Raw genomic sequence first — 13,836 nt, 5'->3', positions numbered from 1 at the left:
AACGTACGGGGCGCAGGGCCGCGGTGCAAGAGGCTGAGTGCGGGAGTTAATCCCGGGCTGGAGCTATAGTCGGCTCACCATGACAACAATCTCGGTGGTCATTCCCACCCGGAACGATGCGCAGATGCTCGCCGCGTGCCTGGCGGCACTCGGCAGGCAGAGCCGCCGCGCCGACGAGGTGATCGTGGTGGACAACGGCAGCACCGACAACACTGCCGCGGTCTGCACGGCCGCCGGGGCGCGGCGGATCGTCGTTGACCTGCCCGGAATCGCGGCGGCTACCGCCCGCGGATTCGACGAGGCGGACTCGGAAATCATCGCGCGCCTGGATGCCGACTCCGTCCCGCCCGCCGACTGGCTGGAACGTGTCGAAGCCATCCTGGACAAGGCCGGTCCGCTGACCGCGGTGAGCGGGCCCGGGAACTTCTACGGCGGGACGCGGTTTGCGCGCTGGGTGGGCCGGAACATCTGGATTGCCGGTTACTTCTGGGCCATCGGTCTCCTGCTGGGGCATCCGCCGCTGTTTGGCTCAAATTTCGCCCTGCGGGCCGACGTCTGGGAAAAGATCCGCGGCACGGTCCACCGGGGCAGGCCGCCGGTGCACGACGACCTCGACATTTCCTACCAGATCCCGCCGGAGGTGTCCGTGCTCTGGGAGCCGGCGCTGCGGGTAGGCGTCTCGGCCCGGCCGTTCGAAAGCCGGCACGCCGTCGGGCGCCGGCTGTCGATGGCGTGGACGACGTTCGGCGTCGAGTTCAGGTCCGAGCGCCCGCTGCGCCGGCGCCGCCGCCGCAAGCGGTGGGAACGCGCCCACCGGCGCTAGCTGCCTGGCGGCGCCCCGTCGGCGTCGGCGTAGAGCGCGATCAGGTCCCGGCTCATCTGGTGCGGCGACGTTTCGCTGGGGCTGTGGCCGCCGCGGTAGACGGAGATCTTCGCGCCGATCGCCTGCGCAAAGCGGCGGTGCAGTGCGAGCGGCCAGAGGTCGTGTTCGCCGACGGCGACGAACTTCGGCAGCGCCGCCGCGGCCAGGACCGGCCGGAGGTCCGGGGCGTGCTGCATCAGCCCGAAAATGTCGTTCACAGCCTTCCGGCGGGTGAAGCGGAAGCGGTATCTCACGAAACGGATCCGGTTCTGCCCCACGCGGACCACGTTGCTGCGGATGCCCGCGATCATCAGCGCCGCGCCGACCCTGGCGCTGGCCCAGCCGCTGAACCGGCCGATCCGCTGGACCCCCCGGAAGCTGTTGCCGGGCTCGGGTGGGCAGCTGAGCAGCGTGAGGCTGCGGAACAGCTCCGGCCGTTGCGCGAACGCCACCTGCGCGACGATCGCGGCGAAGGAGTAGCCGACGACGTGCGCGGCGCCCTCCCCGTCCTCCAGCAGGGCGATCAGGTCGTCGGTGAAGAGCTGGTAGTCGTAGTGCTCCCGCGGCGGGTCGAGGTGCTCGGGGCCGGCGTCGGCGGACTCATACTGGCCCGCGATGTCGCAGCTGAGCACAAAGTAGCCGGCGGCCGCGAGCCGGGGCAGCATCAGCGAGAAGTCTTCCTTGGACCCCGTCGCGCCCGGGACCATCAGCACCCGTGGATGGGCCGGGTTGCCCATGGACAAGGTCGCCAGCTCACCGCTCGGCGCATGGAAGGTCCCGCGGACAGAGCCCGACGGCGGGGCGAACCAGTCGACGTCGGGCAGGGCGGCGTCCAGCCGGGCGGCCTCGTCGATGAGCCCCGAGCCGAAGACCCCGGGGTCCGGTTCCGGTGTGCCCGGAAGGTTGCGGCCTGTTGACGCCATGGACTAAACATAGCCCCCGGCGCGGGGGCGGTTCCCGGACGGCGGTCCGCCGGGGTCCTCAGGCGCCGGCCACCCTGCGCACGAACGCGTGCAGGCGGCGGTAGACCTCCTGCGACTCCGGGTAACGGAAGTCTTGCTGCCACGTGTGTTCGGTGTTTGGGGAGTCCCAGCCGTAAATCAGGGTGTCAACGTGCACCTCGTGCTTCCGCAGGCGCTCTATGAAGTTCAGGTTGGCGGCGTAGAAGAAGTCGCGTTCCGAGGTGGTCACGAAGACCGGCGGGAACCGGGCGTCGAGCCACTCGATCGGGGACAGGAAGCCGGCCGCCCTGCGCAGCTCCGCGATGCGGCGTCGGCCAGGGCGGCGCGCTGCCCGGGGCAGGAGCATCCGGACGAAGTCCAGGCTGAGGACGAAGCCCTTGTCGAAGAACACGGAGAAGTCCACGACGCTGCAATGCTGCACCAGCCCGCGCAGGCTTGAGGCGGGGGTTGCCGGCGCCAGCGCGTAATGGCCGGCCAGTTCGGGACGGAAGCTGGCAGCGGCAAGGAGAGCGGCGATCTGGCCGCCGGCGGAGTCGCCGCCGAGGACAATCCTGGCGGGGTCGCCGCCGAAGCCCGCGATGTTGTCGCGGACCCAGGCCAGCGCAGCGTTGGCGTCCTGGAGGACGTGGGCCATGTGGAAGCGCGGGGCCCGGCGGTAGTTCACGTTGACGGCGACCATCCCGCCCTCCGCTTGGCTGGCGCAGTACTTGGTCAGCGAGGCCTTGTCGCCCGAGGTCCAGCCTCCGCCGTGGAAGTAGACATAGACCGGCTGCGGCCCGGCGCCGTCCGCAGGAGCGGCCCCAGCGGCGGACGGGGTGATGACGTCCAGGCGGTGAGCCCTGATGCCGTCGCCCACGAAGTCAATGTCGTGGAAGTAGTCGACGCCGGTGACGGGGTCGGCGTTGAAGCGGGCCTTTTCGCTCGGGCCCAGCGAGTGCATCAGGACCCGCCAGGCCCACACCGGAACCCGGCGGAGCACGCCGCGCGCGCGGCGTGCGAGGCCGAAGGCGCCGCCGGCCCGCTGTGCAGGGTATTGCACGGGCTGCTGCGGGAAGGGTTGCTGGGGTGGGGGCTGGACCGCCGGGGTCATGCTGCCATTCTAGCTGGCACGGCTGTGCTACCACGGTGAGGACAGCCTGTTCCCGGCGGCACCCGGGGCTACGCCCCGGGCCTCAGCCTGGGTGCGGCTGAGCTCAGTCCGGCAGTTCCTGGACCGTGCCGGCGGCGCCGTCCACGGTGACCCGCTGGCCGGTGTGCAGCCTCGTGGTGGCATCCGGCACGCCCACCACCGCCGGGATCCCGTACTCACGGGCGACCACGGCCCCGTGCGAGATGACGCCGCCCATCTCCATGACCAGGGCACCGGCCGTCATGAAGAGCGGGGTCCAGCCGGGGTCGGTCGAAGGGGCCACCAGGATTTCGCCGGGCTCGAGGCGGGCGCCTACCGGGTCCAGGATCACCCTGACCAGCCCGGTGGCGGTGCCGGCCGATGCCGGGGTCCCGGACAGGGCGCCGGTGGCCGGACGCTTCGCCATCACGGCGGCCTCCACGTCGGTCCCGTCCGAGAGCAACACCCGCGGGATGTGGCGGCGGCGCAGTTCGACGTCGTACAGGCGGCGGCGGCTCGCGACGAGAGGCTGCATTCCGGCACCCCGCAGGGCCACCCGGAGCTCGGCGAAGTCCAGGAAGAACACATCGTCGGGCGCCGCGATAACCCCGGCACGCACCAGCTCTTCGCCAACCAGCAACAGCTGCCGGTGCATTTCGCCGAGGATCTTGACGATGTGGAACTTGGGCAGCTCGCGCAGGCCGGACAGCTCCCGGACCCGGCGCAGGCACAGCTCGAGCAGCCGGGCCCGCCACTGGCCCCGGGCGCCGGCGCGCTCCACGAGACTGCGGATCCTCTCCTCCGCGTGCTCGGCGGCCCGGCGGAATTGCCGGTCCGGGGCCTGCTCGGGGTCCTCGACGCGCAGGTAGTTGGAGATCATTCCCAGGATGTGGTCCGGCTGGTCCGACCAGCGCGGCATGCCCAGATCGATCTCGGCCACCGCCCGGTGGCCGTACCGGACCAGGAAGTCACGGACCCCGGCCTGCGCCGGCGCGGGAAGCGAGCCGGCGCGGTATGCCGCCGCGAGCCGCGCCGGGTCCTGCGCCAGGAAGACGTCCCGCGAGTCGGGATCGGCGCCGATCCCGACGGCCAGTTGCCAGAGTTCCAGGTCCATCTCGGTGGTCACATTGTGCGGCAGCCCGCGCAGTACCGCCTCCAGCTCGCGCGGCGGGGCGATGCCGCGAAGCAGCCGCCGTGCCACGGCCAGCATGATGTAGCCCACGGATGGCCCGGGCAGGGTGGCGCGGATCAGCCCGTCAATGGTCCGATTGGTGATCAGTTCGGTGTAGTCGAGCCGCTGCACGGCGGTGGCGGGCTCGGGCAGCACCAGCTCCGCTTCGAGGCGTTTTCCGTAGGCCTCGGCCCGGCGAAGTTCGGCCTCAGGCCGGAGGGCGGCGCCAAACAGCGCCGGGATCAGGCCGAGGAGCATGGCCAGGGTGGTGCTGGCCTCGGCGCCTTGGACCTGCCCACCGCCGGTGGCCCGGGCGGGCCGGGGGAGGGCCTTCCGGGGGCGTTGCCTGAGCGCGAATCGCGGATCCGCCAGCAGTTCGGGGAAGATCGCGGCCGATCTGCCGTCCGCCAGCGGCAGCACCCGCGTCAGGTAGCGGCGGCCCCACTTGTTCTGCACAATCGCGGTGAGGTCCACGTACATTCGCAGCCCGGGGTTGACGTACCGCCAGGGGCCCTTGCGGTTCCGCATCAGGCCGAGGGCCGCGAGCCCGATCGGCGTGATCGGTCGGGTGAGCCCCTGGAACAGGGTGCCGCAGAGGTAGACGCGCGCCCCGGCCGAGGGCGGATCAATGGGGGTCGGGGTGTTGGAGAACGGATCCTCCAGCGGATACAGCGTGGTGATCGGACGGGACTGCGTCAGCCAGGCCTTGCCCGCGGCGTCGATGACCCACTCCACATCCTGCGGCGCGCCGAAGAGACGCTGGACTGCGTCGCCCAGGCGGGTCAGTTCGGTGAGTTCGGCGTCCGCCAGGCTCCAGCCGCGTGCGGGACCGCCGTCGCCCGGAACCCGGGCCAGGACCGCCGCCGTCGCGGTGTCCACGGTGAACTGGTCAGGATTTACGGCGCCCGACACCACAGCCTGCCCCGCGCCGGGGCTGGCGTTGATCACCGTCTCGGTCCGGGTTCCGGTCACCGGGTTGGCGGTGAACATCACGCCTGCAGTGGCGGCGTCGACCATGAGCTGGACGACGACGGCGAGCCCCACCTCGCGGTGGCTGATCCCGTTGGCGGACCGGTAGGCCACCGCCCGGTCGGTCCATAGCGAAGCCCAGCAGCGCCGCACGGCGTCGACGACGGCGTCGGCGCCGCTGACGCCGGTGAACGAGTCCTGCTGGCCGGCGAAGCTTGCAAAGGGCAGGTCCTCGGCCGTGGCCGAGGACCGCACCGCGACGGCCGGCTGCGCGCCCAGCAAGCCGTAGGCCTCCCGCAGCGCCGCGTCGACGCCGGGCGGAACCGGCGCTGACAGGATCAGCTCTCGGGCGCTGGCCGCCAGGCGGTCCAGTTCCGCCGGCCCCGGACCGGCCGCCTGGCCAGCCGCTGCGCCGGTAGCGCTGTCGGCGGGCGCGCCGTCGGCAGCCGCGTCGAGCCGGGCGGCCAGGGCTGCCAGCGCGGGCGGGGCCGCGAGGCGGTAGGCGTCGGTGGTGAGGCAGAAGCCGCGCGGCACCGGAAAGTCCGCGGCGGTGAGCCTGCCAAGGTTCAGCGCCTTACCGCCGACCGACCGCAGGGGAGCGGAGGCGGTCCGGCCAAGGTCCAGCACGAACTCGTCCGGCGCAGCGGCGTCCGGCTCACCGTCGTCCGCTTCGGAGCGCATGGCTTGCGCGCCTAGTCGCTCGCCGGGTCGCCGGCGTCCTCCCACTGGACGTCCAGGTTGCGGAACACCGGCGGCGAATCGCACAGGGCCGCCATGCGCGCCGCGAATTCGGAGGTTTCCGGCCGCCGGGAATTCTCCATCGCCGACTCGTAGGAATCGAACTCGACGATGGTGAGGTACGTGCCGGGCCGGTCACGGTCCGCGGTGTTCAGGATCCGACGGAAGGTCGGGGCGGTTTCACCCTCGGTCCGGGAGGGCCTGCCGAGCGCTTCGATCTCCTCAATGCGGGACGACTGGTATTCGATGATCTGCACAAACCTGGCCATGACGGCTCCTTGACGGCTGCGGGTGCTGATGCGCATCACGCTAGACCCGCCGTCCCGGCAGTGCAAGGGCCGCACGATCCCCTGCCCGTTCGGCTAGGGCGTCAGCAGGACCTTGATGGCGCGCCGTTCGTCCATGGCGCGGTAGGCCTCCGGCGCCTCCTCCAGCGGCATGACGACGTCGAACACCCGGCCGGGGTTGATGCTGCCGTCCAGCACGTCGGCGAGCAGTTCCGGAATGTAGGTCCGGGCGGGAGCCATCCCGCCGCCGATCGAGATGTTGGTGTCGAACAGGTAGCGCAGCGGAATCTGGGCGCCGCCGGTCGGCACGCCCACGAAGCCGAGGGCGCCGCCCGGGCGGATGCTGTGCAGCGCCTGCTCCATGGATTCCTTGGTGCCGACGCATTCCAGCACGGAATCGGCCAGCACTCCGCCGAGCAGTTCGCGGACCTTCGCGACGCCGTCGTCCCCGCGCTCCGCGACGATGTCCGTGGCGCCGAACTCCCGGGCGATGGCTTGCCGGTCGGCGTGCCGGGACATGGCGATGATCCGTTCCGCGCCCAGCCGCTTGGCGGCCAGGACTCCACAGAGGCCCACGGCGCCGTCGCCCACCACGACGACGGTCCGGCCCGGTCCCGCTTTTGCCGCGAGGGCTGCGTGGTGGCCGGTGGCCATGACGTCGGAGAGGGTCAGCAGGCTGGCGCGCAGCGCGTCGTCGGGCTCGGTGATGCCAGGAACCTTGACGAGGGTGGCGTCGGCGAGCGGGACCCGGACTGCCTGGCCCTGGCCTCCGTCGATGGCCAGCCCGGCGTCGTCCTTGCCGCCCCAGCCGGCCAGGTGGTCGCAGGCGACCGAGACACCGTTGAGGCACTGCGGGCACTTGCCGCAGCTGACCACGAACGGCGCGATCACCAGGTCCCCCACGGCCAGATCGGTCACCGCGTCGCCGATGCTTTCGACCAGGCCGATGAACTCATGGCCGATCGCACGCGGCTCGTGCGTGGGCCGCACGCCGCGGTACGGCCACAGATCGGAGCCGCAGACGCAGGAGGCGGTGACCTTGACGACGGCGTCGGTGGGCTGCTGGACGGTGGGGTAGTCGCGGTCTTCAACCCGGATGTCGCCGGGGCCGTGGATGATGGTGGCGCGCATGGGGGCTCCTCGCCTGGTCGTGGATGGGGTGGAAACGAGTCTAGTCCTGGACGTCGGTGGCGGTCCCGGGGCGGAGCAGCCGGCTGATCCGGTCCTGGACCCTCAATTCCGGGGCGGACTCATGGTTGAACAGGATGCGGTAGATGACCGGCGCCACCACGGTGTCGATAATCTCCCGGGCCGCCGGCGCGGTTTCGCCGCGGGCTTCGGCCAGCCTCCGGAGCTCCTCGACATGGCCCTGCATAAGAGCGAAGTAGTCCCGGGTCACGGCGCCGTCCGCGAGCATGTCCCGCAGCACCTGCCGCCCCAGCGGGGAGGAAAATTCCTCGACGTAGGGGACGAACCAGGCCTCCATGTCCCCCCTGAGCGACCCGGTGTCCTCCACCTGCTCGGGCAGCATCCGGTTGGACGCGACGGCGGCGAGCAGCCGCGGCAGGTCCCCCCACCGCCGATAGATGGTCGAGGAGTTCACGCCGGCGCGTTCCGCCACCAGCGGCACCGACAGGGCCGAGCGGTCGCCGTCGTTCTCCTCCAGCAGCGCCCGGACCGCCTGGTGCACTGCCTGCTGGACGCGGGCGCTGCGGCCGCCGGGTCGCGGAGTCGCTGTAGCCATCATCACACCATGCTAAGGCACAACTTCTGCTTTAGTGGCGGCGTCCGGTGCTAGTCTCTTAATGCACAGATTGTGCGTTAGTTATCTGGTTGGCAGGCAGGGAAAGCATTGAAGAACACCGGTACCGCGTTCTGGCTTCACGCGGCGCTCCTGACGGTCTTTATCGGGGCCTCGTCGGCGCCGTCGCCGTTGTACGAGTTTTACGCTCGGGAATGGGGGCTCGGCTCCGCCGCTGTGACGGTCGTCTTCGCGGTGTACGCGGTGGCCGTGCTGCTGACGCTGCTGGTGGTCGGGTCGCTGGCGGACCATCTCGGCACGCGGCCCGTGCTGCTGGGGGCCGTGGCGCTGCAGATCGGGGCCATGATGACCTTCGCCTTCGCTCCCGGTCCGGAAATGCTCCTTGCGGCGAGGGCCCTGCAGGGTGTCGCTACCGGCGCGGCCATGGGCGCGGCCGGCGCCGCTCTGCTGGCCTTCGAAGGCGCCGGCCGCCGGGGCCGTGGTTCCCTCGTGAACAGTGCCGCTTCGCCGGTCGGGCTCTCCATCGGCGCGCTCGGCTCGGCGTCCCTTGTCCGGTTCCTGCCGGAACCGACCAAGACCGTGTACTTTTTCCTCGCGGCCCTGCTGCTGGTTCTCGGGACCGCCCTGCTGTGGCTGCCGAGCGCGGGGCGGAAAGCCCCCGGCTGGCTCCGTTCCCTGGTTCCCGAGGCGAAGGTCCCCAGTTCCGCGCGCAAGACAATGGCTGCGACCATGCCGGTGGCGGCCGCGACCTGGGCGCTCGCAGGCTTCTACCTCTCCCTCGGCCCTGCCCTTGCGCATTCGATCACGAAGGACAGTTCCGTGCTGGTGGGCGGGCTGGCCCTGTTCGCCCTCTTCGTCCCGGGGGCGCTGGCAATCCTCGTCGTCCGCCGCTGGTCCGACCGGAACACGCTCCTGACCGGCGTCGTCTCCCTGATCGCCGGGATATCCCTGACAGTCCTCGCCGTGCAGCTGGGGTCCGCGCCGCTCTACTTCACCGGCACCATGGTGGCCGGCGTCGGATTCGGCAGCGGCTACTTCGGCGCGATGCGGATGACGCTGCCGCTGTGCGGGCCGCACGAGCGCATCGGGATGCTCTCCAGCATCTACCTGATTTGTTACCTCGGCTTCAGCGTCCCGGCCGTGGCCGCCGGGCTGCTGGTCGCCGTGGCAGGGATGAAGGGGACGACGCTGATCTATGGTGCCGCGCTGGTGCTGGCCGCCGTCCCCGCCCTGGTGCTGACCGCCAAGGCGACGACCCGCAACAACCCCATCAACCCGGTTGCTGGACCGTCAGCAGCCTCCTGAAAGGAACTGACATGAGCTTCACCCTTCCGGCCGACATTGCAGGCCGACCCATCACCGTGATCGGCGGCGGCACGCTGGGCCGCCGCATCGCGCTGATGCTCTCGCTCCGGGGCGCCGAGGTGCGCGTCTTCGACACGAACCTTGCCGTGGCCCAGGCCGCCGTCGACTACATCGGAACCGAGCGTCCCGGCGTCGCGGATGAGTTCGGCGGCACTGCCGAGGGGCGGTTCACGGCCGGCGATGACCTTGCCGCAGCCCTCCGGGACGCCTGGCTCGTTGTCGAGGCGGTGCCGGAAAAGCTCGAACTCAAGAAGAAGATCTTCGCTGATCTTGACCGGCTGGCCGCGCCCGACGCCGTGCTGGCGAGCAATTCCTCCTCGTTCGCTTCGGCCGAATTCATCGACGGGGTGGACGCGCCGGAACGCGTCCTGAACCTGCACTTTTACATGCCGCCGGCGGTGCGCTCGGTGGAGCTGATGTCCAGCGGCCGCACCGATCCGGCGATCATTGAGCTGCTGATGGCCGAGCTGCCGAAATACGCGCTGACCCCGCACCTGGTCCGCAAGCAGAGCACCGGCTTCATCTTCAACCGCGTCTGGGCCGCGATCAAGCGCGAGTCCCTGCTGGTTGTGGCGGAGGGGGTTGCCGAACCCGAAGACGTCGACGCCTTGTTCCTCGACGTGTTCAAGGCCGACACCGCACCGTTCCGCTTCATGGACCAGGTGGGCCTGGACGTGGTTCTCGACATCGAAAACCACTACTGCGGGCTGGCCGGCGTGGAGAACAAGTCGGCGCCGCTGTTGCAGGACTACATCGAAAAGGGCTGGCTGGGGGTCAAGAGCGGCCGCGGTTTCTACAACGACTACTCCTGACCTTTGTTGCCCTAATCGTTGCCCTAGAAGCCCAGTGAGATGCCGCCGTCGACCCGCAGTTCGATCCCGGTGACGTAGGCGGACTCGTCGCTGGCCAGGAAGACTGCGGCATTGGCGACGTCCCAGGCGGTGCCCATGTGGCCCATGGGCACCTGGGCGTGCCGCTTCTTCAGCATCTCCTCGCGCTGCCCGTCCGCGTAGGCGCCGGCCAACTCGGCGGATTCGGTCACCATGGGCGTTTCCATCAGCCCCGGCAGGATGGCGTTGACCCGCACGTGCTTCGCCGCGTACTCCGCCGCGGTGGTGCGGCTCAGGTGGTTCAGCGCCGCCTTGGAGGAGTAGTAGGTGGCGTACGGGACGCCGGTCCAGCGGATGCCCGCCAGCGAGGAAATGTTGATGATGGAGCCGCCGCCCTGGGCAACCATGTGCGGGATGACGTGCTTCATGGTCAGGAACGGGCCCTTCAGGTTGATCGCGTGGACCCGGTCCCACTCGGCCTCGTCGAGTTCAACCACGCCGCCTACCTTGGCGATGCCGACGTTGTTGTCGAGGACGTCGATCCGGCCGAATTCTTCGATGACGGACGCGACGGCGCGGCCCACCGCGGCCGAGTCCGTCACATCGAAGGCGAGATGCCGTGCCTGGCCGCCCTCGGCCAGGATCAGGCCCTCCGTCTCCTTCGCTGCCGCCTCGTTGACGTCCGCGCACACCACCGTGGCGCCCTCGCGGGCAAACGCGATGGCCGTGGCCTTGCCGTTGCCCATTCCCGGGGCGCTCGAACCGGCGCCCACCACGAGGGCAATCTTTCCCTGCAGTCTCTTCGTCATCAGTGTTCTCCTAGATCTTGGATTTCTCGTTGCGCCAAAAAGTTTCGCGGATGTTCTTCTTCAGGACTTTGCCGTTGACACTGCGCGGCAGCGCGGGGACCAGGTGTACGGCTTTCGGTGCCCGGATGCTGCCCAGTTCCTGCTTGCACAGGGCGATGACTTCCGCCTCTGTGACGGTGCAGCCCTCGTTCAGTTCGACGACGGCGGTCACCGCCTCGCCCCAATCAGGGTGCGGGGAACCGACGACCGCGCAGTCGCGCACGGCCGGGTGGCTCCAGATCACCTGCTCGACTTCGCTCGGGTAGACGTTGAAGCCGCCGGAGATGATCAGGTCCCGCCGCCGGTCGGTCAGGTGCAGGTAGCCCTCCTCGTCGAAGACGCCGATGTCGCCGGTGTGCAGCCAGCCGTCGCGCAGCGCCTGCGCCGTTTGATCCGGGTTCTTGTAGTAGCCCTTCATGACCAGGTCGCCGCGGACGCAGATCTCGCCGGGGGTCCCGGCCGGAAGCGCCTGGCCGTCGTCGTCGCGGATCTCGACCTCGACCAGCGGATACGGCCGGCCGCAGGAGGAGAGCCGGGAGTCCGGGGCGATCGCGCCGGCCACGAAGTGCTCATCCGGGCGCAGGAAGGTCACCGACGCCGGCGCCTCCATCTGTCCGTAGAGTTCCATCATCACCGGACCGATCGCCGTCAGTGCCTGGCGCAGCTTCTCGACCGACATCGGGGCCGCGCCGTAGATCAGGTAGTGCAGCGAGGAGAGGTCCCGTGGTTGTTCCTTGAGGACCTCCAGGAGCCGGTAGATCACGGTGGGAGGCAGGAACAGGTCCGTCACCGCGTACCCCTCGATCGCGTCGAGGACTGCGCGGGGGTTCGCCTTGGGCAGGACCACCACGGTCCCGCCGCGGGCCGTGGCGGCCAGGCTCAGCAGGCCCGCGGTGTGCGTCATCGGCGCGGCGGCGAGGTTCACCACGGCATCCTCCGAGCCGTAGTGGGCCGCCATCATCAGGTGCGCCACAAACGCGGACAGGCTCCGGTTGGTGTTCATGACGCCCTTCGGCAAACCCGTGGTGCCGCCGGTGGGGGCCAGTGAGACCACGTCCTCCGGGGCCGCGTCGACGGCCGGCTTGGTCGCCGGCTGGGCCGCGATCCACTGGCTGAAGGGGGTTGTCCCGGGCGTCCCGGGTGCGGCGGAACCCGCGGCCTCGGCGGCGGCGTCCGGCCCGAACCGGATCCAGTGACGGACCCCGGGCAGCCCGTCCTGGAGCTGCCGGACCGGCTCGTCCAGGCCGGCATGGAAGATCACCAGTTCCGCGTCGAATCCGGCCAGCAGCTGCGCCGTTTCACCGGTCGGGCTCGCCGGGTTGGCCGGGATCCAGGTCAGTCCCGCCCGCCAGACGCCGAGCACACAGATCCACGCGAGGGGATCGTTCGGGGAGAGCACCGCGATCTTGGCATCGGGGGAGAGGCCCGAGTCCAGCAGTGCGTTGGCGATCCGGCAGGACAGTTCGCCGGCCTCGGTGAAGGTGAAGGCGGTTTCTTCCTGCACGTAGGCGACGCCATTCGGGTTGCAGCTCCAGCCGCGGTCAAAGAATCCGATCACGCTCACTGCGGCAGCCCCGTCCGGTAGCTCTCCTTGAGGCGCAGGAAGACCGCCGTCGTGATCGCAGCGAGGATGGTCAGGTACCAGCCGAAGGCGTCGATCATCTTGGCATCGGCCAGCCAGGTGGCCACGTACGGTCCCGTGCCGCCGACCAGCGCCACGCCCAGGGCGTAGGGGAGGCCGATGCCGGCGGCCCTGATCCGGGCCGGGAAGAGCTCGCACATCACGGCGGAGGTGATGGAGGTGTAGCAGGCGAGCAGCGTCAGGGCGGCCATCTGAACCAGCAGCAGGGACAGGAAGCTGTTCTGCAGCATGTGGAGCAGGGGGATGGTCAGCACGGTGAAGCCGACGCCGAACGCCAGCAGCAGCGGCTTGCGTCCGATCCGGTCCGAGAGGATGCCCATCAGCGGCTGCAGGACCGCGAAGTAGCTCAGCGAGATCAGGCCAACGAAAAGTGCGTTCTTCATGTCGAAGCCCACCGTGATGTGCGCGTAAGTAGGCAGGTAGGAGGAGAAGACGTAGAAGAACAGGGTCGGCGCGGCGTTGATGCCAAACACCAGCAGGCATTCCTTGGGGTGGGTGCGCATGAACTCGAAGGCCGAGGGCCGGGCGGGCTTGGCACCGGGCGGGACGGACGAATCGGCGGCGTCGTCGAGCGCCAGCGTTTCTTCGGCGAAGCGGCGGATGAACAGGCCGGCCACCGCGCCGAGGGTTCCGATGGCGAACGGCACGCGCCAGCCCCATTCGTGCATGGCGTCGTCCGGGAGCCCGGCCACGAGGAGCGCCACGGAGCCGATCGCCACCACGTTGCCGAGCGTCGCGCCGATGTAGAGGAAGCTGGAGAAGAAGCCGCGGCGGCCCTCCGGAGCCGACTCGACCAGGAACGTCGAGGAGGCAGCAAATTCGCCGCCGGTGGAGAGGCCCTGCAGGAGCCTGGCCACCACCAGCAGGATCGGCGAGAGCACGCCGACCTGGTCGTAGGTGGGTGCCACGGCCACCAGCAGGCTGCCGACGCCCATCAACATGACGGTCGCCGTTAGCGCCTTCTTCCGTCCCAGGCGGTCCGCCACCATGCCGCCCAGCAGGCCGCCGAGCGGCCGCATGAAGAAGCCGACGGCGAAGATCGCCATGGCGCTGAGCAGCGGGACCACGGGGTCGCCGGTCTTGGGAAAGAACTGGCTGGAAAAGTACAGCGCCAGCATGGAATAGACGTACCAGTCGAACCATTCGACGATGTTGCCGACCGTTGCGGCCGCGAGTTGACGGGTCCTGCTGACGGGTGGTGCTGCGGTGATGACGCTCATCCGGTGACTCCCAGATCCGATGGGCCCGGACGAAGGGTGCCGCATCGTCCGGCCCGTCGGGCACAGGGGTCA

The 13,836-nt window shown here is 69.9% G+C and carries 12 protein-coding genes; 3 read left to right on the top strand and 9 right to left on the bottom strand.

What is annotated here, in order from left to right; translation table 11 throughout:
- Nucleotides 1–79: 79 nt before the first annotated feature.
- On the top strand, nucleotides 80–823 hold the full coding sequence (locus AC1DB8_RS09880; RefSeq protein WP_441417953.1) for a glycosyltransferase family 2 protein: 744 nt from the start codon (nucleotides 80–82) through the stop codon (nucleotides 821–823).
- Here AC1DB8_RS09880 and AC1DB8_RS09875 read toward each other — a convergent pair.
- The 6 genes from AC1DB8_RS09875 to AC1DB8_RS09850 all read right to left on the bottom strand — a co-directional run bounded on the left by AC1DB8_RS09875 (nucleotide 820) and on the right by AC1DB8_RS09850 (nucleotide 7,844).
- Nucleotides 820–1,785: an alpha/beta fold hydrolase gene (locus AC1DB8_RS09875; protein WP_441417952.1), complete on the bottom strand. Its 966-nt coding sequence runs from the start codon at nucleotides 1,783–1,785 to the stop codon at nucleotides 820–822. The two genes, AC1DB8_RS09880 and AC1DB8_RS09875, sit on opposite strands and share 4 nt — an antisense overlap.
- Before the next feature lie 58 nt (nucleotides 1,786–1,843).
- Nucleotides 1,844–2,914 carry an alpha/beta hydrolase gene (locus tag AC1DB8_RS09870; RefSeq protein ID WP_441417951.1) on the bottom strand — a complete coding sequence of 357 codons (1,071 nt, stop codon included), beginning with the start codon at nucleotides 2,912–2,914 and terminating at the stop codon, nucleotides 1,844–1,846.
- A gap of 103 nt (nucleotides 2,915–3,017) precedes the next feature.
- Nucleotides 3,018–5,753, bottom strand: a complete 2,736-nt coding sequence (locus AC1DB8_RS09865) for a PEP/pyruvate-binding domain-containing protein (RefSeq protein WP_476892900.1) — start codon at nucleotides 5,751–5,753, stop codon at nucleotides 3,018–3,020.
- An 11-nt stretch (nucleotides 5,754–5,764) separates the two neighbouring features.
- A complete protein-coding gene (locus AC1DB8_RS09860; protein WP_441417949.1) occupies nucleotides 5,765–6,079 on the bottom strand; it encodes a hypothetical protein in 315 nt (104 codons plus the stop codon).
- Between the two features lie 93 nt (nucleotides 6,080–6,172).
- A complete protein-coding gene (locus AC1DB8_RS09855; RefSeq protein ID WP_441417948.1) occupies nucleotides 6,173–7,228 on the bottom strand; it encodes a zinc-dependent alcohol dehydrogenase family protein in 1,056 nt (351 codons plus the stop codon).
- A gap of 40 nt (nucleotides 7,229–7,268) precedes the next feature.
- Complete coding sequence (locus tag AC1DB8_RS09850; protein ID WP_476892899.1) at nucleotides 7,269–7,844, bottom strand: TetR/AcrR family transcriptional regulator; 576 nt, start codon at nucleotides 7,842–7,844, stop codon at nucleotides 7,269–7,271.
- 105 nt (nucleotides 7,845–7,949) lie between these two features.
- On the opposite strand from AC1DB8_RS09850, the gene AC1DB8_RS09845 reads away from it, so the two are divergent.
- Together AC1DB8_RS09845 and AC1DB8_RS09840 are read left to right on the top strand one after the other, a co-directional pair.
- A complete protein-coding gene (locus AC1DB8_RS09845; protein WP_441417946.1) occupies nucleotides 7,950–9,164 on the top strand; it encodes an MFS transporter in 1,215 nt (404 codons plus the stop codon).
- Between the two features lie 11 nt (nucleotides 9,165–9,175).
- Nucleotides 9,176–10,036: a 3-hydroxyacyl-CoA dehydrogenase family protein gene (locus tag AC1DB8_RS09840; RefSeq protein ID WP_441417945.1), complete on the top strand. Its 861-nt coding sequence runs from the start codon at nucleotides 9,176–9,178 to the stop codon at nucleotides 10,034–10,036.
- Between the two features lie 23 nt (nucleotides 10,037–10,059).
- Here AC1DB8_RS09840 and AC1DB8_RS09835 read toward each other — a convergent pair whose 3' ends face one another.
- Genes AC1DB8_RS09835 through AC1DB8_RS09825 form a run of 3 tightly spaced genes read right to left on the bottom strand, consistent with a single transcriptional unit; the run spans nucleotide 10,060 to nucleotide 13,764 of the window.
- Nucleotides 10,060–10,863 (bottom strand): SDR family NAD(P)-dependent oxidoreductase, encoded by an 804-nt coding sequence (locus AC1DB8_RS09835; RefSeq protein WP_441417944.1) that lies wholly within the window; start codon nucleotides 10,861–10,863, stop codon nucleotides 10,060–10,062.
- A gap of 10 nt (nucleotides 10,864–10,873) precedes the next feature.
- Nucleotides 10,874–12,466 (bottom strand): class I adenylate-forming enzyme family protein, encoded by a 1,593-nt coding sequence (locus tag AC1DB8_RS09830; RefSeq protein WP_476892898.1) that lies wholly within the window; start codon nucleotides 12,464–12,466, stop codon nucleotides 10,874–10,876.
- Nucleotides 12,463–13,764, bottom strand: coding sequence for an MFS transporter (locus AC1DB8_RS09825; protein ID WP_476892897.1), 1,302 nt, complete (start codon nucleotides 13,762–13,764; stop codon nucleotides 12,463–12,465). Before AC1DB8_RS09825 ends, AC1DB8_RS09830 begins: the two co-directional genes overlap by 4 nt.
- Nucleotides 13,765–13,836: the final 72 nt, after the last annotated feature.

Source organism: Arthrobacter sp. 10N410, assembly GCF_056394945.1.
This window is presented reverse-complemented; position numbering and strand designations above follow the sequence as displayed.

Coding starts and splice junctions, on each gene's coding strand:
- AC1DB8_RS09880 (WP_441417953.1), top strand. CDS start 80: ATGACAACAATCTCGGTGGTCATTCCCACCCGGAACGATGCGCAGATG.
- AC1DB8_RS09850 (WP_476892899.1), bottom strand. CDS start 7,844: ATGATGGCTACAGCGACTCCGCGACCCGGCGGCCGCAGCGCCCGCGTC.
- AC1DB8_RS09865 (WP_476892900.1), bottom strand. CDS start 5,753: ATGCGCTCCGAAGCGGACGACGGTGAGCCGGACGCCGCTGCGCCGGAC.
- AC1DB8_RS09860 (WP_441417949.1), bottom strand. CDS start 6,079: ATGGCCAGGTTTGTGCAGATCATCGAATACCAGTCGTCCCGCATTGAG.
- AC1DB8_RS09875 (WP_441417952.1), bottom strand. CDS start 1,785: ATGGCGTCAACAGGCCGCAACCTTCCGGGCACACCGGAACCGGACCCC.
- AC1DB8_RS09825 (WP_476892897.1), bottom strand. CDS start 13,764: ATGAGCGTCATCACCGCAGCACCACCCGTCAGCAGGACCCGTCAACTC.
- AC1DB8_RS09835 (WP_441417944.1), bottom strand. CDS start 10,863: ATGACGAAGAGACTGCAGGGAAAGATTGCCCTCGTGGTGGGCGCCGGT.
- AC1DB8_RS09855 (WP_441417948.1), bottom strand. CDS start 7,228: ATGCGCGCCACCATCATCCACGGCCCCGGCGACATCCGGGTTGAAGAC.
- AC1DB8_RS09840 (WP_441417945.1), top strand. CDS start 9,176: ATGAGCTTCACCCTTCCGGCCGACATTGCAGGCCGACCCATCACCGTG.
- AC1DB8_RS09870 (WP_441417951.1), bottom strand. CDS start 2,914: ATGACCCCGGCGGTCCAGCCCCCACCCCAGCAACCCTTCCCGCAGCAG.